This is a genomic window from Pontivivens marinum (assembly GCF_900231835.1).
GTDB classification, from domain to species: Bacteria; Pseudomonadota; Alphaproteobacteria; order Rhodobacterales; family Rhodobacteraceae; genus Pontivivens; species Pontivivens marinum.
In genome coordinates, this window is sequence record NZ_OCTN01000001.1 from 993,989 (window position 1) to 1,013,980 (window position 19,992).

General features: G+C 60.7%; 22 protein-coding genes. 13 read left to right on the top strand and 9 right to left on the bottom strand.

Going from position 1 to position 19,992, the window contains the following annotated elements; translation table 11 throughout:
• Nucleotides 1-606, bottom strand: coding sequence for a flavin reductase family protein (locus tag CR254_RS04980; protein WP_097928676.1), 606 nt, complete (start codon nt 604-606; stop codon nt 1-3).
• Between the two features lie 140 nt (nt 607-746).
• Between CR254_RS04980 and CR254_RS04985 the strand changes: the two genes are divergently transcribed.
• Both CR254_RS04985 and CR254_RS04990 read left to right on the top strand, forming a co-directional pair.
• Nucleotides 747-1,235 (top strand): GNAT family N-acetyltransferase, encoded by a 489-nt coding sequence (locus CR254_RS04985; protein WP_097928677.1) that lies wholly within the window; start codon nt 747-749, stop codon nt 1,233-1,235.
• A 114-nt stretch (nt 1,236-1,349) separates the two neighbouring features.
• Nucleotides 1,350-2,624, top strand: a complete 1,275-nt coding sequence (locus tag CR254_RS04990; protein ID WP_097928678.1) for a cation:proton antiporter — start codon at nt 1,350-1,352, stop codon at nt 2,622-2,624.
• Nucleotides 2,625-2,699: 75 nt separating this feature from the next.
• Here the strand turns inward: CR254_RS04990 and CR254_RS04995 are convergent, their stop codons facing one another.
• From CR254_RS04995 to CR254_RS05020, 6 genes are all read right to left on the bottom strand, one after another.
• Nucleotides 2,700-3,806 carry a site-specific DNA-methyltransferase gene (locus CR254_RS04995; protein WP_097928679.1) on the bottom strand — a complete coding sequence of 369 codons (1,107 nt, stop codon included), beginning with the start codon at nt 3,804-3,806 and terminating at the stop codon, nt 2,700-2,702.
• Between the two features lie 71 nt (nt 3,807-3,877).
• The gene (rnhB, locus tag CR254_RS05000) at nt 3,878-4,504 is read right to left on the bottom strand and encodes a ribonuclease HII (RefSeq protein WP_097928680.1); all 627 of its coding nucleotides are present in this window, start codon (nt 4,502-4,504) and stop codon (nt 3,878-3,880) included.
• A 37-nt stretch (nt 4,505-4,541) separates the two neighbouring features.
• Entirely contained in the window at nt 4,542-5,627 is a 1,086-nt protein-coding gene (locus tag CR254_RS05005; protein ID WP_097928681.1) for a PA0069 family radical SAM protein, read from the bottom strand.
• Nucleotides 5,628-5,856: 229 nt separating this feature from the next.
• Nucleotides 5,857-7,503: an FAD-binding dehydrogenase gene (locus CR254_RS05010; RefSeq protein ID WP_425440245.1), complete on the bottom strand. Its 1,647-nt coding sequence runs from the start codon at nt 7,501-7,503 to the stop codon at nt 5,857-5,859.
• Nucleotides 7,503-8,609, bottom strand: a complete 1,107-nt coding sequence (locus CR254_RS05015; RefSeq protein WP_097928683.1) for an alkane 1-monooxygenase — start codon at nt 8,607-8,609, stop codon at nt 7,503-7,505. The genes CR254_RS05010 and CR254_RS05015 overlap by 1 nt, the downstream gene beginning before the upstream one ends.
• A gap of 182 nt (nt 8,610-8,791) precedes the next feature.
• Nucleotides 8,792-9,802: an A/G-specific adenine glycosylase gene (locus tag CR254_RS05020; RefSeq protein ID WP_097928684.1), complete on the bottom strand. Its 1,011-nt coding sequence runs from the start codon at nt 9,800-9,802 to the stop codon at nt 8,792-8,794.
• Between CR254_RS05020 and CR254_RS05025 the strand changes: the two genes are divergently transcribed.
• The 3 genes from CR254_RS05025 (at nt 9,801) to CR254_RS05035 (ending at nt 11,657) form a co-directional block, all read left to right on the top strand.
• On the top strand, nt 9,801-10,367 hold the full coding sequence (locus CR254_RS05025) for a DUF721 domain-containing protein (RefSeq protein WP_097928685.1): 567 nt from the start codon (nt 9,801-9,803) through the stop codon (nt 10,365-10,367). The genes CR254_RS05020 and CR254_RS05025 overlap by 2 nt on opposite strands.
• A 34-nt stretch (nt 10,368-10,401) precedes the next feature.
• Nucleotides 10,402-11,037 carry a DsbA family protein gene (locus tag CR254_RS05030; RefSeq protein WP_097928686.1) on the top strand — a complete coding sequence of 212 codons (636 nt, stop codon included), beginning with the start codon at nt 10,402-10,404 and terminating at the stop codon, nt 11,035-11,037.
• Nucleotides 11,038-11,198: 161 nt separating this feature from the next.
• Nucleotides 11,199-11,657 (top strand): SRPBCC domain-containing protein, encoded by a 459-nt coding sequence (locus tag CR254_RS05035; protein WP_097928687.1) that lies wholly within the window; start codon nt 11,199-11,201, stop codon nt 11,655-11,657.
• On the opposite strand, the gene speB is transcribed toward CR254_RS05035, so the two are convergent.
• On the bottom strand, nt 11,654-12,598 hold the full coding sequence (speB, locus tag CR254_RS05040; RefSeq protein WP_097928688.1) for an agmatinase: 945 nt from the start codon (nt 12,596-12,598) through the stop codon (nt 11,654-11,656). The genes CR254_RS05035 and speB overlap by 4 nt on opposite strands.
• A 135-nt stretch (nt 12,599-12,733) precedes the next feature.
• Here speB and CR254_RS05045 point away from each other — a divergent pair, with 135 nt between their 5' ends.
• The 7 genes from CR254_RS05045 (at nt 12,734) to pth (ending at nt 18,172) form a co-directional block, all read left to right on the top strand.
• Complete coding sequence (locus tag CR254_RS05045) at nt 12,734-13,381, top strand: GntR family transcriptional regulator (protein ID WP_097928689.1); 648 nt, start codon at nt 12,734-12,736, stop codon at nt 13,379-13,381.
• A gap of 81 nt (nt 13,382-13,462) precedes the next feature.
• Nucleotides 13,463-14,209, top strand: a complete 747-nt coding sequence (locus tag CR254_RS05050) for a (Fe-S)-binding protein (RefSeq protein WP_097928690.1) — start codon at nt 13,463-13,465, stop codon at nt 14,207-14,209.
• Nucleotides 14,206-15,633 carry a LutB/LldF family L-lactate oxidation iron-sulfur protein gene (locus tag CR254_RS05055; RefSeq protein ID WP_097928691.1) on the top strand — a complete coding sequence of 476 codons (1,428 nt, stop codon included), beginning with the start codon at nt 14,206-14,208 and terminating at the stop codon, nt 15,631-15,633. Before CR254_RS05050 ends, CR254_RS05055 begins: the two co-directional genes overlap by 4 nt.
• The gene (locus CR254_RS05060) at nt 15,630-16,250 is read left to right on the top strand and encodes a LutC/YkgG family protein (protein WP_180955883.1); all 621 of its coding nucleotides are present in this window, start codon (nt 15,630-15,632) and stop codon (nt 16,248-16,250) included. The genes CR254_RS05055 and CR254_RS05060 overlap by 4 nt, the downstream gene beginning before the upstream one ends.
• Nucleotides 16,247-16,600 carry an MmcQ/YjbR family DNA-binding protein gene (locus CR254_RS05065; protein WP_097928693.1) on the top strand — a complete coding sequence of 118 codons (354 nt, stop codon included), beginning with the start codon at nt 16,247-16,249 and terminating at the stop codon, nt 16,598-16,600. Before CR254_RS05060 ends, CR254_RS05065 begins: the two co-directional genes overlap by 4 nt.
• Nucleotides 16,601-16,778: 178 nt before the next feature.
• Complete coding sequence (locus CR254_RS05070) at nt 16,779-17,405, top strand: 50S ribosomal protein L25/general stress protein Ctc (RefSeq protein ID WP_097928694.1); 627 nt, start codon at nt 16,779-16,781, stop codon at nt 17,403-17,405.
• 80 nt (nt 17,406-17,485) lie between these two features.
• Nucleotides 17,486-18,172, top strand: coding sequence for an aminoacyl-tRNA hydrolase (gene pth, locus CR254_RS05075; RefSeq protein WP_097928695.1), 687 nt, complete (start codon nt 17,486-17,488; stop codon nt 18,170-18,172).
• Here pth and CR254_RS05080 read toward each other — a convergent pair.
• Nucleotides 18,162-19,310, bottom strand: a complete 1,149-nt coding sequence (locus CR254_RS05080; protein WP_097928696.1) for an MFS transporter — start codon at nt 19,308-19,310, stop codon at nt 18,162-18,164. The two genes, pth and CR254_RS05080, sit on opposite strands and share 11 nt — an antisense overlap.
• A 123-nt stretch (nt 19,311-19,433) precedes the next feature.
• Here CR254_RS05080 and CR254_RS05085 point away from each other — a divergent pair, with 123 nt between their 5' ends.
• A complete protein-coding gene (locus CR254_RS05085; RefSeq protein WP_219617978.1) occupies nt 19,434-19,916 on the top strand; it encodes an Lrp/AsnC family transcriptional regulator in 483 nt (160 codons plus the stop codon).
• Nucleotides 19,917-19,992: the final 76 nt, after the last annotated feature.

Below are 19,992 nucleotides of genomic sequence, written 5' to 3' on the forward strand. Positions count from 1 at the left end.
TTACTCTCCCGGACGGGTGAGGCTGAATTTCTCACGCACGACACTGTAATCGCGATACCCCATTCGGGCCAACGGGTTGAAGGCCAAAACGTCGAAAATCCCGTCCTTCACACAATCGTCACGCATGTGCACACCCGTCACCTCGCCCAAAATCAGAAAGTTCGCATCCCCCTGCAACGGCACGATCTGCGTCATCTTGCATTCCAGCGCGGCGGGCGCGGCGGCAACACGCGAACAGGCGATGCTCTGACATTCAGCGCGGTCCAAGCCGGCCAGATCGAATTCGTCGGCGGTCTTTTCCCAGTTCCCCGATGTGGTGTTCATCGCGTCGCGCATCTCGAAACTGACGACGTTAACGCAAAACACACCTGTCTCACGGATATTGCTGACGGAATCCTTGGTGCCATCGCGGTCAGGCTTTGCACCGGTTGAGGCAAACATCACCTGCGGCGGCGTATAGGCCACCGCGTTAAAGAAGGAGTAGGGCGCCAAATTCTCGGTGCCATCGCTGCCACGGGTCGAAATCCAGCCGATCGGGCGGGGCGTTACAATAGCATTGAACGGGTTATGGGGCAGGCCGTGGCCATCTGCGGGACGATAGAACATAAACTCTCCGGTCTGTTGGGCTTGGCGGTCATGTCAGGGCGTGCTAGCCCAAGCGAATGTAACCGAAAAGGAGCAGAGGCCAAGGATGCGACGAGGCTAGGACATATCACCCTGACCGCGATCCCCTATTCGGAGTCCCCATGACCCGCCTTCTGCCTGAACTTTCCGCCGATACGCCTGAGGTTGAATACCTTTACGACCTCGCTTTTGCACCGGGGCGCACCGCATTGTCGAGCTATCGGCTGCGTGCGGGTCCGCCTGTGGCCGCGCTCAGCTGGATGGTACGCGACGATTACGACACCCTCGCAGCGGCGATTCGATATTGGCCGGTGCTGGCGGGCGACAGTCCGTGCCTGCTGCTGGGCCCCATCGCGGTCCACCCCACGCGACAGGGTGAGGGGATGGGCGGTCTGTTAATGCGCCACACGCTGGAGCTGGCCCCGAGCTTGGGATGGAGCCGCGTAATACTGGTCGGCGATCCGCCCTATTACAAACGCTTCGGATTTCGCCGCGATCTGGCGACGGGTCTGGAATATCCGCCCCCCACAAATCCCGACCGGCTATTGGCGCTGGAACTGATCCCCGGCGCGATGGACGGCGTTGCAGGCGCGGTAACCGCGCCGCTTTAGCGCATCGCATTCCCGAAATATCCCCGCCGGAGGCATCTGCCCAACCCGCCCTGCGCTGGACCCAAACCCGTGCCTCGCGCTATGACCAAGTGATCACAGCGGATGGAGCGCCCAATGGATATCCTGCAAATCACCTCAATTCTGATCGTTCTGGCGGGGTTGTTCGGAACGCTGAACCATCTCTACCTCAGGCTACCCTCGGCGATTGGCATCCTCGTGGTATCACTGCTGGCATCCTTTATGATCCTTGGCGTTGATCTGGCCGTGCCCGATCTGGGCATCGGGCCATCGGTTCGCAATACCGTTATGGGCATCGATTTTTCCGATGCATTGCTAGAGGGGATGCTGGGCCTGCTGCTCTTTGCCGGTGCGCTGCATGTCTCGCTGGAGAAATTGCGGGCGCAAGCCCTGCCCGTTCTGCTGATGGCAACAATCGGGGTTGGCCTGTCCACGCTGATCGCGGGAACGGCCTTTTCCCTGCTGACCGGCATGCCGCTGCTGATTGCAATGGTGTTCGGCGCGCTGATTTCCCCGACCGATCCCGTTGCCGTTCTGGGCGTGCTGCGGGAGGCAAACTTGCGCAGCTCGCTGGAAACCAAGATTGCGGGCGAAAGCCTGTTCAATGATGGCGTTGGCTATGTGGTCTACCTGATCCTTGTCGCGCTGGCCTTTCCTGCGGCGGAAAGCCATGCGACGACGATTGCCGATGCCGGGTTGCTCTTTGTGCAGGAGGCCCTTGGCGGCGCCTTGCTGGGCGCGATCCTAGGCTGGCTGACATTTCAATTGATGAAGCGGATTGACGAATATTCGCTGGAGGTTCTGCTGACGCTCGGCCTCGCCTTTGGTGGATATTCCCTTAGCCTTGCGCTGCATGTCTCCGCACCGATTATGGCAGTGGTTGCGGGCCTGTTTATCGGCCATGTCGGTACGCGCTATGGCATGTCCGAAATCACGCGCACCTATGTGGACGGGTTTTGGAAACTGATTGACGAGATTCTGAACGCGGTTCTGTTCCTGCTGATCGGGGTCGAGGTGTTCGCCGTCGCCTTCTCAGCCGAGATTTTGACCGCAGGGGCCGCTGCAATCGGTATCGCATTGCTGGCCCGTCTGGCCGCCGTGGCGGTGCCTGTGCTGATGCTGCGCCCGTTTAGACGGCAAGAGCGGGATGTGATCCCCGTCATGACATGGGGCGGGCTAAAGGGCGGCATCTCCATCGCATTGGCGCTGGCCTTGCCTGATGGGGAATGGAAACCGCTGATTCTGGGCGCGACCTATTGCGTGGTTGTCTTCTCGATCATCGTGCAGGGCTTGACCGTGGCGCCCCTCGCGCAGCGGTTGGCAAATTCCGCGTGGCTGCAACGCGATGACGATCCCGACGGGCATCAATAAGGATCAGGCACAAAAAAGCCCCGCAGGATTGCTCCGGCGGGGCAGTTGGGTTTCGCGAGGCGCGAAACCGGGCATTTAAACCGCGGCCATCTCCGCGCGGATCTGTTGACGCATAACGTCGATAGGCACCCACTGGCCCTGACGCTTATAGGTCCAGTAGGTCCAGCCATTGCAGGATGGCGCACCCTCCAGAACCGCGCCGACCTGATGGATCGAGCCCTTTGTATCAAAGGCGACCAGCGTGCCGTCGGCGCGTACTTTCGCCTTGTGACGACCATTCAGCGACCGCAGTTCCGCGCCGACGCGCAGCAGGCCACGCTCAACCAATGATCCGAAGGCAACGCGAGGTTCGGCGCGCTTGGATTGGGTAACTTGCAGTGCATCACGGTCATAGCGGGTGATTTCGGACAGACGCTTTTCCGCCACCTTGCGGTAGGCCGACTCACGCTCGATCCCGATGTAATGGCGACCCAAACGCTTGGCCACGGCACCGGTTGTGCCTGTGCCAAAGAACGGGTCGAGCACAACATCGCCCGGTTTGGTCGAGGCGATCAGAACGCGGTGCAGCAAGCTTTCAGGCTTTTGCGTCGGATGCGCCTTATCGCCATTTTCATCCTTCAACCGCTCACCACCATTACAGATTGGCAGCAACCAGTCGGAGCGCATCTGAACGCCCTCATTCATCGCCTTCAGCGCTTCGTAGTTAAAGGTGTACTTGCCGCCATCGGATTTCGCGGCCCAGATCATCGTCTCATGCGCGTTGGTCAGGCGCTTGCCCCGGAAATTCGGCATCGGGTTCGATTTACGCCAAACCACATCGTTCAGCAGCCAATAGCCCTGATCCTGCAAAGCCGCACCAACGCGGAAAATGTTGTGATATGAACCGATTACCCAAATCGCGCCATTCGGTTTCAGCACACGACGCGCGGCGGCCAGCCAGTCGCGGGTAAAGCGGTCATAGACGGCAAAGCTGTTAAACTGGTCCCAGTGGTCGTCAACAGCATCGACCTTGGAATTGTCAGGACGGTGCAAATCGCCCTTGAGCTGTAGGTTATAGGGCGGGTCCGCAAAGATCAGATCGACCGATTCAGCAGGCAGTGCATTCATCTGTGCGATGCAATCCCCTGCGAGAATTGTGTCCAATGGTAGGTCGGTTGTGGTCGGTTTTTGCCGGATCGCCATGTGCTGCTGCCCTTATATTTTGTTTTCCTTAAAATGGCCGCAGAGCGAATCGGTGTCAATTTTCAATCGAATCAACGTGTTGAATAATTTTGTTGAACCAATATCTTGTGTATGGGGGCGAACCCCCTACGATGATGTGGTGTTACGCCATAACGGGACAGCCCCTCCTGATGCGCTTTGGTGCCGTAACCCATGTTGGTTTCCCATCCGTAGCCGGGGTACTGTTGCGCCAGCGCCACCATTTCGCGGTCACGTGTTACCTTCGCTATGATCGATGCAGCGGCGATTGCGCGTGATTTGCCGTCGCCCTTTACGATTGCCTCAGCATCGCAGGGCAGGTTCGTGGGCAGCTTGTTCCCGTCGATCAACGCGAATCCGGGCGTGGTGGGCAAAGCCTCGACCGCGCGGGTCATGGCCAGCAGCGATGCCTTGAGGATATTCAGGCTTTCAATCTCATCCAATTCCGCGCGGCCGATGCCCACCTGACAGGTTTCCAGAATCGCATCGAACAGCGCGTCACGCCGGCTGGCGCTGAGTGCCTTTGAGTCGCGCAAACCGTCCGGCGCATCAGGGCCGAGGATAACCGCAGCCGTTACGACAGGGCCGGCCCATGGGCCGCGCCCAACCTCGTCCACGCCGCAAACGGGACCAAAATGCGCGTAACGCGCCTCGAAATCGGGATCAGGGATTTGTACCATGCCCCGTCCTATCCCAGACGCTTATCGCAGCAAACCGTTAGAAAAGCGTAAACTGGTCGCCCTTTCGCGCAGGTGGCGCAAAGCGGGAGCAATCCAGCGGGGCGGTTCGGCGGCGCAGGCCGTGGCGTTTCATTGCTGCCTCAAACCGGCGGGCGATCAGGTTGGCATAGACGCCCTCGCCCTTCATCCGCTTGCCCCATTCGCTATCATAATCCTTGCCACCATGCATTTCGCGGACCTGCGCCATGATGCGATGGGCGCGGGCGGGGTAGTGTTCGTCGAGCCAATCGCGGAACAGCGGTGACACCTCCCGCGGCAATCGCAATGCCACAAAGGCGCACCATGTGGCCCCTGCCCGTGCACCAGATTCCACAACCTTTTCAATCTCATGATCGTTTAATGCGGGGATAATCGGGGCCATCATAAACCCCGTCGGCACACCTGCGCGGGCCAGCGCACCGATCGCGCGTAGGCGTACCTGCGGGGCACTGGCGCGTGGTTCCAACCGGCGGGAAAGTTGTGAGTCCAAGGTAGTTAGCGACAGGGCAACCTTGGCCAATCCACGGCGCGCCATGCGGCCCAGAATATCGGTGTCACGGCTAACCAACGCCCCCTTGGTCACGATTGCTACGGGGTGGTTATAGGCGTCCAGAACCTCTAGGATCTGACGCATAATTTGCCTTTCTTTTTCAATCGGTTGATAGGGGTCGGTATTGGTGCCGATCGCAATGGTGGCAGGCACATATCCCGGTTTTCGCAGCTCTACCTCCAGCAATTGTGCGGCGTTGGATTTCGCGAAAATACGGCTTTCGAAATCCAGACCCGCGCTGAGGCCCAGATAGGTGTGGGTCGGGCGGGCGAAACAGTAGACGCAGCCATGCTCGCAGCCCTTATAGGGGTTAATGGAGCGGTCAAACGGGACATCTGGCGACTGGTTTCGGGTTATAATCTTACGCGGGTGGTCGTCCAAAACCTGTGTGCGAACAACAGCTTGCTCCTGCGGCTCCCAGCCATCATCGGCGCGGTGATGGGTTAGTGCCTCGAACCGGCCGGTCAGGTTGCGAACAGCGCCGCGTCCGCGACGGGCAGCCTCATCAATATCATCTGTAAAGAGATCGTTCATGCTTGGCTCCTATCAGAACAAAATAGGAACAAACAGGTGATTCGAGAAGAGGGTAGTTTAGAAATTCGGCAGGCTGCGAAGCGGCTGCTTTGTGGCTGCTATCCGGCTGGCAAAATGCCAGCCTGTGGGGATGCCTGAACGGGGCATAGAATGGTTGAGAAGGCCCTAACTTGGCATGACTTTATGTATCTGGGCGAACTATGTGGCGGATATGTTCCGCCACATGTTTCTAATTTGCCGCAGCCATGGCGCGCCCAGCCGTGCGGCCTGAGAAAACGCATCCGCCAAGGAACGTTCCCTCCAGACTGCGATAGCCGTGCATACCACCACCGCCAAAGCCAGATGCCTCACCCGCCGCATACAGGCCCGGCAGGATCGCACCCGATGCTGTCAGCGCCCGCGCGTCCAGATCGGTTTCAATCCCGCCAAGGCTTTTGCGGGTCAGGATGTTCAGGCGCACCGCAATCAGCGGTCCACTGTCAGGATCAAGGATCGGGCCAGGTTTGGCGGTACGGATCAGGCGGTCGCCGCGATAGTTTCGTGCGGCGTGGATGGCCGCCATCTGCGCGTCCTTGGAATAGGGATTCACCGCGTTCCGGTCCCGCGCCACGATCTGTTCGCGAATGCGGTCTGTCGATACCTCGACCGTGCCGACACGGTTCATGCCGACCACCAGATCCTCCAGAGTATCCGCGACGATGAAATCCTCGCCATGCTCCTTGAACGCCTCAACAGGGCCCATCGCGTTTTTACCGAAGGCACGCCCGATCACCTGCCGCCATGATTTACCGGTCAGGTCCGGGTTTTGCTCGGAACCGGATAGGGCGAATTCCTTCTTGATGATCGCCTGATTCAGCACGAACCACGTATAGGGCTGGCCGGTGCTGCAAATATACTCCAGCGCGCCGAGGCTATCGAAACCGGGGAAGTTCGGAACCGGCAGCCGTTCGCCATGGGCATCAAACCACATCGAGGATGGACCGGGCAGGATGCGAATCCCGTGCGCGGGCCAGATCGGGTCCCAGTTGCGCACGCCCTCGACATAATGCCACATCCGGTCGCGGTTGATCAGGTTTGCACCCTGCGCGCCGGCAATATCCAGCATGCGCCCGTCCACGTGATCGGGCACGCCGCTGATCATGAATTCTGGTGGTGCGCCCAATCGATCAGGCCAATGTTCGCGGACTTTGTCGTGGTTGCCACCAATCCCGCCTGAGGACAGCAGGGTGACAGGCGCCCGCAGCTCAAACGTGCCCACCTGATCCCGATTGGTTTTACAGCCGCGCACCGCATCATCCGGCGCAAGGGTCGCGCCGTGCACCCCCTGCACCACGCCATCGGTGATAATCAGCCCGTCAACGCGATGCCGGAACGCAAAGCGCAGTTTTCCAGCCTGCGCCGCGTCCTGCACCCGCGCCACGAATGGATCAATCACACCGGGACCGGTGCCCCATGTGATGTGGAATCGCGGAACGGAGTTACCATAGCTTTCGGCGGAAACGCCGCCACGCTCCGCCCAGCCGACAACGGGGAAAAAGCGCAGGCCGCGTTCGCGCAGCCAGTCCCGTTTTTCCGTCGCGGCGAATTCGAGGTATTTTTCAGCCCAGCGGCGGGGCCAGCTATCCTCGGCCCGATCAAAGCCTGCTGTTCCCATCCAGTCCTGACGGGCCAGATCGAAGCTGTCGCGAATCCCCATCCGGCGCTGTTCAGGCGTATCGATCAGGAACATCCCGCCCAGCGACCAGAATGCCTGTCCGCCCAGATGTTGCGGCGGTTCCTGATCGATAACGATCACAGATTTGCCCGCGTCGATCAGCTCACATGCCGCAACCAGACCGGCAAGGCCCGCCCCGACGATCAGTGCATCCGCATCCATCATCGTGGCACCGGATTTGAGGCGGCCTTATAGGCGCTCCAATCCTGAATATCGGGATAGAATTGCCGCCGCCATGCCCGCACGCGGGGGTTCATCACCCGCCGGAACAGCGGTGGGCACGTGGCGAGGATCGTCATCAGGGGATATCCATATGGCAATTGGGGGGCCTCACTTTCATCACGCGCTTGTAATAGGGGGAAGCGCCGGTCGGGTTTGTAGTGATGGTCCGAATGGCGCTGTAGGTTGATCAGCAACCGGTTGGAAACGCGGTGATTGGCGTTCCACGAATGGTGCGGCTTAACGTGCTCGTATTTGCCGTCGCCCAGATAGCGGCGGGTCAGGCCGTAATGCTCGATGTAATTCGTCATCTCCAGATGCAGGATCGCAACAAAGGCCTGAAACACGAACAGCGCCACGCCCAGCCATCCGGCAACAACATAGGCCAGCACCAGAAACGCCACGCTGGCCACGATGTAGCGATAGATCGGGTTGCGCCATGAAGAGGCGGGCAGCCCCTTGCGCGCCAGCATCGCCCCCTCGGCCCGCCATGCGCTGATCGGTTGTTGGACCAGCACGCGGGGAAAGTAGCGGTGGAACCCCTCATTATAGCGCGCTGTCACAGGATCGCGCGGGGTGGCGACATAGCGGTGATGCACCAGCAGATGTTCGGATTTGAAATGGCCGTACAGCACCATGGTCAGCAGGAATTCTCCCAATCGGGGCTCCCATCGGGTGCGCTGGTGGATCAGCTCGTGGCTGAAATTGATCCCGATCGCGCCGGAGGCAATGCCGATGATCGCCATCAGGGCAATCGCCTCACCCATACGCAGGGGGCCGTAAACCGCCCACCACAGGCCCACGAAAACCATCACCAGCTGCATCGGCGGCCAGATCCATGTGACCATCTTGTGCCAGAACAGATGCTCGTCCTGCGTGGCGGGATCGGCATTGGTTGTGTCCATCTCCAGCACACTATCCAGCACCGTAATCAGCCCCAGCGTGTACAGCGACACCGCGCCCAGCCACCAGCCACCCTGCCATCCGGCCAGCGCAATCAGCGGCACCAGCGATAGCGGCAGCCAGAACGGTAAAGCAGGCGCAGGCATTTGGTTTCCCTCCGGTGTTTTCGCAAAGTGTGAAAGAGCAAAGCCCGTCGGGCAAGCCTAACCGCGATGTTACAGGTGGATGTAACGCAAGGGAACGCCTGGCCCGTCGGCTGGCATCGCTCCTAAACGGTCATGGCTATTGGACGGCATCCTGCCTGTATTCGCTGGCGCACCGGAACCGATTACATCGCACTGGCGCCCAGTCGAAATGCTTTGGCAAAGACAGTGGGCAGGTCGTTTGGATCAGCATTCTCCACCCAGCCCCCCCGTTCCGGTATGGACGTGGCGGTCGCGGTGGCGACGGTCAGGATCAGATGGAAATGGGTGAAGGTGTGGCGGACCTCACCCACGATTTGCCAATCCGCATCCAGTGGTGGAGCCGCCACGGGGGCATCGGACCAGTCGGTTGTGGGCAGCGCTAACATACCGCCCAGCAGCCCCTTGGGCGGGCGGGTTTCGAGCAGGGTCGCGCCATTTGGATGGCGGGCCAGATAGGCGGTGCCCAGACGGGTGGGCTTGGCCTTTTTCGGGCGTTTACGCGGTAGCTCAGCGGCGAGGCCCGCCATGCGCCCCTCACATTCGGACATCCACGGACAGATACCGCAGGCCGGATTGCGCGGGGTGCAGATCGTCGCGCCCAGATCCATGACTGCCTGTGCGTAATCCCCCGGCCGGATTGTGGGAGTGTGGCGGGCGGCGAGGGCGCGAAGAGTTTCCTTACTATCGGGCAAAGGGTCCAGCACCGCATGACGGCGGGCCATCACACGCTCCACATTACCGTCCAGCACAACGGCGGGCAGGTCAAACGCGATGGAGGCGATTGCAGCGGCGGTATACGGCCCGATACCCGGCAGGGTTAGCAGACCTTCCTCCGTATCAGGGAACGTTCCGCCCGCATCGGCCACGACCCGCGCGCATTTCAGCAGGTTGCGCGCGCGGGCGTAATAGCCAAGGCCCGCCCACGCCGCCATCACGTCCTCATCCGCAGCGGCGGCCAGATCGTGCACGGAGGGCCAGCGGGTGGTGAACTTGACGAAGTAATCCTTGACCGCGGCAACGGTGGTTTGTTGCAGCATCACCTCGGATAGCCACACGAAATAGGGATCGGCCCGATGATTGCTGCGCGGCGGCACTCGCCACGGCATTGCGCGGGCATGTGCGTCGTACCAGTTGAGTAAGGTCACTGCGTCCATGTTTTCTCTGCCCTTCAGCGGTGCTATCGTATCTGTCGTAACGGGGGACACAGACGTGCGCAAACCGGGTAAACCGCCGCAGCCGCGGCGTAAGTGGAAATTCACGCAGGCCGGCAGCCTGATCGCGCCGCAATTGCGCAAGGCATCCGAGAAGCGGGGCTTTGCCCAAACGCGGCTGCTAACCGATTGGGATGACGTGGTCGGGCCTGAAATTGCCGCATTGGCCCGCCCAGTCAAGGTGGGGTACACCAAGAACGGCATGGGCGCGACGTTAACTGTACTGGTCAGTGGGGCCGCCGCGCCGCAGGTACAGATGATGGCTCCCACGATTCGGGATCGGGTCAACGCCTGCTACGGCTATGCTGCAATCAGTCGGGTTAGCCTGACACAGACAGCCCCCGGCGGGTTGGCGGTGCCACAGGCGGGCGCAACCGCCGCTGCAAAGCCCGAATTGTCACCGGAACGTGTTGAGGCGCTGCGATCAGACCTTCGTGAGGTGGCTGATGATGGCTTGCGTGCGGCGCTGATGTCCTTAGGTAAAAACATTGAGAGCAAGACACTTTAGTTTCGAGCGAACAACATTAGGGGAACCACCCGACATGACCACGATCATTACCCGCCGCAAGGCAATGGCAACTGGCGCCGTATCCGGCCTGACCCTGTTGGGCGGAATGACCGGCCTGACCGGCACCGCACTGGCACAGGAGGCCGGACCCGACACCCGCGCCTATGTCATGGGCGATGAAAACGCGCCCCTGCACATCATCGAGTATGCCTCGCTGACCTGCCCGCATTGCGCGAACTTCCACAGCGATGTGTTCCCCCAGCTGCGCGAAAACTACATCGATGCAGGTCTGGCCAAGTTCGAATTCCGCGAGGTCTACTTCGACCGTCTGGGCCTGTGGGGCGGCATGCTGGCACGGTGTGGCGGCGGAATGCGCTATTTCGGGATCATCGGCCTGTTGATGGAACATCAGGCAGACTGGACGCAGGTCAGCAGCGGCGAGGAAGCCGTCACTGCAATGCGTCTGATCGGCGCGCAGGCAGGTCTGACTGATGCGCAGATGGACGAATGCCTACAGGACGCGGAACTGGCTGAGGCGCTGGTCGCCAAATATCAGGAGCACACCGAGGAATATCCCATCACCGGCACGCCATCCTTTGTCATCAACGGCGAGATGAATTCCAACATGGGCTACAACGCCTTTGTCGAAAAACTGGACGGCCTGCTGTAATCACGGCGGCAATATTCGAGTTTAAAAGGCGGCACCGCAGGGGGCCGCCTTTTTATGTGCTGATAGCCAAAAATACAGAAAGCCCACAAAAGCTTGGAGCAAGCTGCCGGACATGTTCGCCTAGGCCCAGATATATGGCCGCCCTGTAACGGAGACGGATAATGACAGATAGCACAACGCTAGAGCTGACCCGCCTGATAGATGCCCCCATCGCGCGGGTTTGGGATGCTTGGGTTGATCCGGTGAAATTTGCACAGTGGTGGGTGCCTCACCCGTGGAGTGCTGAAATCCTACAGCATGACGTTTGGGCCGGTGGCGGGTTTAGCATGCAGATGATCAGCCCCGACGGGCAGAAACTTGCCGCACCCGGATGTTTCCTATTGGTCGAGGAGCAGGCCCGGATTGTCTTTACCTCAACCATGTCCGAGGGGTTTCAGCCGGTTGAGAGCAGTTTCCCCATGACCGCGCAAATCCTGATGCGTGCTGACGGGGATCAAACCCACTATACCGCCCGCGTCCTGCATCCGACCGAGGCGGGGCGAAAGCAGCATGAGGAAATGGGTTTCGAGGGCGGCTGGGGTGCCGCCCTGTCACAACTGGAACAACTGCTCAGGTCTTAATCAGCCGCACTGGCATAAAGGCACAACATCTCAAGCGCGATGGTCGCACCGGCGAGGGCGGTGATTTCACCCACATCATAGGCGGGCGAAACCTCCACCACGTCGCATCCGACCATGTTGATGCCGTGCAGGCCGCGCAGGATGCTCATCGCCTTATGCGTGGACAGGCCACCGATTACCGGCGTTCCGGTGCCCGGCGCGCAGGATGGGTCCAGCGCGTCGATGTCGAACGTCACATAGCACGGCGCATCGCCCACACGCTCGCGGATCGCGGCGATGGTTTCGGCTGTAGGGGTGTCGTTGACGGTTATCGCGTCGCGGATTTCGATCCCCATCGGGTCATCATTGGTGGTGCGAATACCGACCTGAATGGATTTGGCGGGATCAATCAGACCCTGTTCCACCGCGTGATAGAACATGGTGCCATGATCGATGCGGGTGCCGTCATCCTTCCACGTATCGGTGTGGGCATCGAACTGGATCAGCGCCAGCGGGCCATGCTGCGCGACATGCGCCTTTAGCGACGGATAGGTGGTGAAGTGGTCGCCCCCGATAAGCAGGGTTTTGGCGCCGCTGGAGTGCACATGCTTGATCGCCGCCTCGATCAGGGCGGGGGTTTTCTCGGGGTGGCCATGCTCGATATGGATGTCGCCCCAATCCCCAACGGCCAGCCGCTGAAACGGGTCGAAGCTGGACGGCCATGACCGTGCCCATGCGATATTGGTCGAGGCTGCCCGCACCGCACGCGGGCCGAACCGACTGCCCGGGCGGTTCGTGACCGAGGTGTCGAAGGGCACGCCGACGACCGCCACCTCAACCCCGTCCAAGTTGCGCACATATTTGCGGCGGCAAAAGCTGGTCGCGCCTGAAAAGAACATCTCGTCATGGGTTTCCGCCTTTAGATCAGTGGCGGTAAAGGCGTAGTCCTTGCGGTATTCCATTTGGGGTCTCCGGCGTTGCGATAGGGCACAATCTCACCTCGTGGCGCGTGCTGTCCATAGACCGGATTTCACTTTCCCAAAATAACTCCACCACCTGTGCTTGACGCACCACGATGCGGCACGGATCATTGCGCAATGAGCATCAAGGACAACATAGACGGCCCCGGACCCGCGCATGAGCGGGTCTATCGTCGGCTGCGCAATCGCATCCTGCACGGTGAGGTCGAGCCAGGCCAAAGCCTGACCCTGCGCGGCATCGCAGCCGAGATGGATGTCAGCATCACCCCCGTGCGTGAGGCCCTGCGCCGCTTGGCCGCGGAGGGGGCGTTGACCCTGTCCAAATCCGGTCGCATCTCCACGCCCGCGCTGACAAATGAGCGGATCGAGGAGCTGGCCGCTATCCGCGCCCTGCTGGAACCGGAGCTGGCCGCGCGCGCCCTGCCCCGCGCCCATATGGCCCTGATCGACCGGTTACACACCATTAACGGTGAGATTCAACGCCTGGTCAGCGAGGGCGCGCGCACCGGCTATGTTCGCGCCAATATGGAGTTTCACCGTACACTATATCTGCGCGCGCAGGCCCCTGCCATGCTGGCCCTGACCGAAACCGTCTGGCTGCAATCCGGCCCCACGATGCGCGCAATGTATGCAAAGCAGCAGCAGACCCGCGCCGTGGATCACCACATGAAGATCATCGCCGCGCTAAAGGCAGGCGACGAACCGGGGCTGCGGTTGGCCGTGCGTGCCGATGTGACGGGTGGACTGCGAATGCTGGTAATTTGAGCGGATTTCAGGGCGCGGGATTTTGAGGCTAGCGTAACGGCATCTGCGTGGTAAAAGAAACTGACCAATTTGGAGATCTGCATGCCCCGCGTCGCGTTGTTCGTCACCTGCCTCGTCGATATGTTCCGGCCCTCGGTCGGCTTTGCCACTGTGAAATTGCTTGAGGATGCAGGCTGCACCGTTGACGTGCCCGAGGCACAGACCTGTTGTGGCCAGCCCGCCTATAATTCCGGCGATCGCAAAACAGCCGCCGAAATCGCGCAGCAGGTTATCCTGACATTTGAGAGCTATGATTACGTCGTTGCCCCGTCAGGGTCGTGCGCGGGCACAATCGTCAAGGATTACCCCTCGATCGTGGAGGGGGCATGGGTGCCGCGTGCGCAGGCATTGGCCGCGAAAACACATGAGATCACCTCGTTCCTCGTAGATGTTCTGGGCGTGAACAGCGTCGCCGCTGAAATCCCCCGCTTGGCCACCTATCACGACAGTTGCTCGGGCCTCCGCGGATTGGGCGTAAAGGAACAACCGCGCACGCTGCTGGCATCCGCCGGAACCACCGTGCGCGAAATGGAGGAGGCCGAGGTCTGCTGCGGCTTTGGGGGGACGTTCTGCGTGAAATACCCCGATATCTCCGCCAGCATGGTCGGCGACAAGGTGCGCAACGCCACCACCACCGGCGCGGAATTGCTGCTGGCCGGCGATCTGGGCTGTCTGATGAACATGGCAGGCAAGGCAACCCGTGAGGGGCGCGGGATCGAGGTGCGCCACGTGGTCGAGGTTCTGGCCGGCATGACCGACACGCCCGCCATAGGGGAGCCGACCAAATGAGCCTGCACGAATCCACCACTCCGCAGTTCAAGGCGAATTCCCGCAATGCGCTAGCCGATGAGAACCTGCAAAGCGCCCTGCGCGGGGCTCGCAACGGTTTCGTGGGCAAGCGCGCCATTGCACGGGCCAAAATGGGCGAGGATGAATTCGACGCCCTGCGCGACCGTGGCCGTGATCTGAAAAACCATGTCCTCGCCAATCTAGGTGATTATCTGGAGGCCTATGAGGCACAGGTCATCGCATCGGGTGGCCATGTGCACTGGGCCGAAACCGCCGAGGACGCCCAGCGCATCGTGCTCGACATTTGCCGCAAGGCGGATGCGAAAACGGTGAACAAGGGTAAGACCATGATCTCGGAGGAATGCGGGATCAATGATTACCTCGCTGAAAACGGGATCAAACCGGTTGAGACGGATCTGGGCGAATATATCATCCAGCTACGTGACGAGGCCCCCAGCCACATCATCGCCCCCGCCGTTCACGTCACCGTGCCGCAAGTGCGTGAGGAATTCCTGAAGGCCCATCAGCATCTGGACCCCGACCGCGACCTCTCCGGTCTGGACACCCTGCTGACCGAGGCGCGCGGCGTTCTGCGTGAGAAATATTTCGAGGCAGAGGTCGGCATCACCGGCGCAAATATGCTGATCGCCGAAACAGGTCAGAGCATTATCGTGACGAATGAGGGCAATGGCGATCTGAGCCAGAGCTTGCCCAAGGTGCACATCGTCATGGCCTCGATCGAGAAAATCGTGCCAACGCTGGAGGATGCAGGCACCGTGCTGCGCATCCTCGCCCGATCTGCTACCGGTCAGGATATGAGCGTGTACACCACCTTCAGCGCAGGCCCGCGCCGTACTGTCGATCCGGACGGGCCCGAGGAATATCACGTTGTGCTGCTGGATAACGGGCGCTCGAACATGTTGGGCACCGAGTTTCAGGAGATGCTGCGCTGTATCCGTTGCGGTGCCTGCATCAACCATTGCCCCGTTTATCAAACCGTCGGCGGCCACGCCTATGGCTGGGTTTACCCCGGCCCGATGGGATCGGTCCTGACGCCCAGCCTGATCGGGGTGGAGGAGGGCGGCCAGTTGCCCAATGCCTCAACATTCTGCGGGCGGTGCGAGGATGTTTGCCCCATGCGCATCCCCCTGCCCAAGATGATGCGCCATTGGCGTGAGCGTGAATTCGAGAAAAACCTGACCCCCACCGCCACCCGATGGGGCCTGGGCGTTTGGGCATGGTTCGCCAAGCGGCCTGCCCTGTACCGGCTGGCAACACGCACCGGCATGGCCGGTATGCGGATACTGGGGCGGGGGCGCGGCAGGTTGCACAAGGTTCCACTGGCCAGCGGCTGGACCGATATGCGCGACATGCCCGCCCCGCAGGGCGATACCTTTATGGCACAATGGAAGGCGAAAAGATGAGCGCTCGTGACCGCATCCTGAACCGCATCCGACAGGCATCCACCCCTGATGATGTTGCATGGCAGGGTGGCGGCGCGACGCCCGCCATCGCCATGACTGACGGCGCAGACCGCATGGACCGGTTCATCGCACAGGCAACCGCCGCCGATGCCACCGTCAGCCGCATCGACAATATGGCCGCCCTGCCCGCCGCATTGGCCGATGAGCTGCGCGGGCGCAACCTGCCCGCAGCGATCAGGCATGGCGCGGACCCTGCATTTACCGCGCTGGACTGGGGCACGGTTGAAACCTCGCAGGGGGTCGGGCGGATTGATGAACCTGCAACCCTGTCGAGGGCACATTACGCCATGGCCGAAACCGGAACGCTGGTTCTGGCATCTGGTCCCGACAATCCCGTCACGCTGACCTTTTTGGGCGAAACCCATTTCGTCGTTCTGAAGGCCAGCGATATCAAGGCAGGGTTCGAGGGCGTTTTTGCCGCTGTGCGTCAGGATGGATTGGCACCGCGCACCCTGAATATGGTGACGGGGCCATCCCGTTCCGCCGATATCGGGCAGGTGCTGCAACTGGGCGCACATGGACCGATTGCGCTGCATATTTTTGTGGTTGATGCATGAGGCAAATACTGGAGGATCACGCCACCGCATTGCCCGGCGCAACCATGATCGTGCAATGGGGCGGCGCGCATGTGTTCAAGGTGGGGATCGGGGACAAGGCAAAGGTCTTTGCCATTCTGGGCCTGCAACAGGACCGGATCACCGTGAAATGTCAGGACGTGGACACCGCAGCATTCCTGATTGAAATCGGTGCCGCACAGCGGGCGAAATACCTGCCACGGGGTGGCTGGATCTCGTTCAACCTCACCGAAACGGGGCTGGATGAGCTGTGTGGGCGGATCGAAACCTCCTATGACACGGTGCGCGCCGGATTGACCAAGGCGATGCGGGCGCAATTACCGCCACGCTAGGCCCATCGCATTCCCCAAATATCCCCGCCGGAGGCATCTGCCCGCGCGCGGCATTCTATTTCTCGAATCCCCAACGACGCTCTTTATCTTGTAAAGTGAATCGACTAAGGGACAGGTTCGCGCGGCGCTTACACCCCTGGAGGATCGCCGCCAAGAAACAGATTTTAGGAGATAGCCAATGGCTGAGAACACAATTCTCGAAGCAGTGGCGCGTGATGGTGTGGGCAAAGGGGCTGCTCGCGCTGCGCGTCGTGAGGGCCTGGTCCCTGGTGTGATTTACGGTGGCAACGCAGAGCCACAGTCGATCAGCGTGAAGTTCAACGAGCTGCTCAAGCTGCTCAAAGCGGGCAAGTTCCTGTCCACGCTGATGAACGTCAAGGTTGACGGTGTTGAGAACAAGGTGATCTGTCGTGCGGTTCAGCGCGATACGGTCAAGGATCTTCCGACACACGTTGATTTCCTGCGCCTGTCGGACAAGAGCCGCATCAACCTCTACATCCCGGTGGTGTTCGAGAATGAAGAAGAATGCCCCGGCATCAAGAAGGGCGGATCGCTGATCGTTGTTCGTTCCGAAGTTGAACTGAAGGTAACGGCGAGCAAGATCCCTGACCAGCTGGTCGTTGATCTGTCCAAGTTCGAAGTTGGCGACACCATCACCATCTCCGATATCGACCTGCCTGACGGCACACGCACGATGATCACGGGCCGTGATTTCGTCATCGCAAACATTCAGGCACCGGGCGGCATTGCTGATTCCGATGAGGATGAAGGCGAAGAGGGCGAAGCCGAGGGCGGCGAGGAGTAATTCCTCCCACTCCGTAGACCTTTTGACGCGCACCGCTTATCCCAAGCGGTGCGCGTTTTCGTTTGTAAGGGGAAAGAGCCATGAAACTATTTGTTGGACTGGGCAATCCGGGCGCGAAATATGCGCGCAACCGGCACAACATCGGGTTTATGGCGCTGGACACCATCGCCTCGGATCACGGTTTCGGCCCGTGGCGCACCAAATTTCAGGGCGAGGTCGCCGAGGGGCGTTTGGGGACCGAGAAGGTCTGGCTGCTAAAGCCCAGCACCTATATGAACAATTCCGGTCAATCCGTGGGCGAGGCTATGCGCTTTTGGAAGGTCGATCTGGCGGATGTGACCGTGTTTCATGATGAGCTGGATTTGGTCCCCGGTAAGGTACGGGTCAAAATGGGCGGCGGTCATGCGGGGCATAACGGCCTACGCTCGATCCACGCGCATGCAGGGCCGGATTATCAGCGTGTGCGCATGGGCGTCGGGCATCCGGGGCATAAGGATCGCGTATCGGGCTATGTTCTGTCCGACTTTGCCAAGGCGGAGGAAACGTGGCTGGACGATGTTTTGCGCGGAATCTCGGATGGCGCGGCGGAACTGGCCAAGGGCGATAGCGGCCGGTTTTTGAACGCGGTGTCCCTGCGCACTGCGCCGCCACGATCCTCAACCAGCAAACCGCGCGCGGACACCACCGCAAAACCAGCCCCCCCTGCCCCAGAACCAGTGGATGAGCGTAGCGCGCTGGAGCGTCTGGCCGATCGGTTTAAGCGCTAACGCGACGCCGTTGCAGCGATTGCACTGCGGCGGGCAGGATGCACAGCGCCGATACGAATGCCGCCATGGACAGGCCGAAATGCTCCACAATCGGACGGAACACCGCAACGCCGCCCGCCACGCACAGATAGGTCGTGGCGGAATATAACCCTAGAATCGCACCCCGTCGCGATGGAGCTAGCGCCGACAATTGCGATACGATCAGCGTCATCGCCATATGGTTCACCAAGCCCCAGACGAAGCACAGCGCGACCAGCATTGCAAAGCTATGCATCACCAGCGCCAGCGCCACATAGACCCCTGCCAGCGTGAACAGCAGCACCGGCGCCATGCGCACCGCACCCAACCGGTCAATAACGCGATCCAGCGGCACGGCCAGCCCGAACCCGATCCCGTAGCTGAGCGTCAGAAAGCCGGTCCTCGCGGTTGATTGCCCCAGCACTCCCTGAACATGCCAGCCCAGATAGGTATAGATGCCGTAAAACGCGATCATAAAGGCCGCGACCCCGATCAGTGCCGGCACGATCCCCGGCGTTTGCAGCGCGACCAGCGGAGAGGTGGTTTTACCATCCACCGGCGCGCCGCGCCCGCGCAGGCGGATATGCAGCACCGTCGCCGCGATCAGCGCAAACACGCCCAGCCCTGCAAAGGCCGCTCGCCAATGCAGGTATTCCGCCACAGGTCCGGCCAAGCTGGCCCCCGCGACCAGCGCAATGGTCCAGCCGGACAGCACGACGCCTAGGGTTTCGGCCTCGCGCCCCGGGTCCGCGACCTCGGTGCTGAGGGAATAGATCGAGGGCAGCGCAGCACCGCACGCCAAACCTGCAACCAACTGCGCCGCAATCAGCAACGGTACGCTGGTCGCCATGGCCGAGGCCACCAGCGCCGCGGCCAGCACCATCAGCGCCAGCACCGCCACACGCCCAGCCCCGATCCGGTCCACCTGCGGTGCCAGCGTCAGCGCGCTGAACGCCGTGGCCAGACCGTAAGCCGCCGAGGCCAGCAAAACATCCGACGCACCCGCCCCCACAAAGGACTGCGCAACCGCCGTCGCAATCGGGCCCAGCAACAGTGAGTTAGAACCAACAACGCCAACGGCAGCAGTCAGGATAATGACGGATGGTTTCAGCAATGACATTGGCGCACCTCAGATTGGATATTCCGGCGGAGGTTGCACCACGGCCCTATTCGCGCAACTAATATTTTGCGAATGCCGAAATATGCCGAATATTATTCAGAACTAGTGCCACCGGAGGCCCAAATGGACACGATCGACCGAACCCTGTTAGCCGAGCTGACCCGCGATGCTGCGCAAAGCTATGCCAGGCTGGGTGAAGCGGTTGGCCTATCCGCCCCCGCCGCCCATGATCGTGTGCGGAAATTGCGCAAGGGCGGCGCCCTGCACGCGGTTGAGGCCCGCATCAATCCCCATGCTGTTGGCAAAACCCTGCTGGCCTTTGTGCATGTGGATACCAGCGGCTGGGGTAAATCGCCCGCGCTGATGGCGCTGGCCGATTTGCCGGAGGTCGAGGAAATTCACTCCGTCACCGGCGACACCTGTATGCTGCTCAAGGTACGGGTGACGGATAGTGAGGCGCTGGAGGGGTTCCTCGCACGGCTATATGCGATTGAGGATGTGACGGCGACGCGCAGTTATGTCGCTCTGTCCACCTATCTGGAGCGGCCACCGCAGGCGGGTATCACCGCGGATTTGACGATTCGACAGGATCGCGCGGCGCGCTAACTGTTTTCTTTCACAAAGGCGCGCATGAAGTGCCTAATCTCACGGGCCGCGGAGGTGTCCATCTGCTCACATAGCC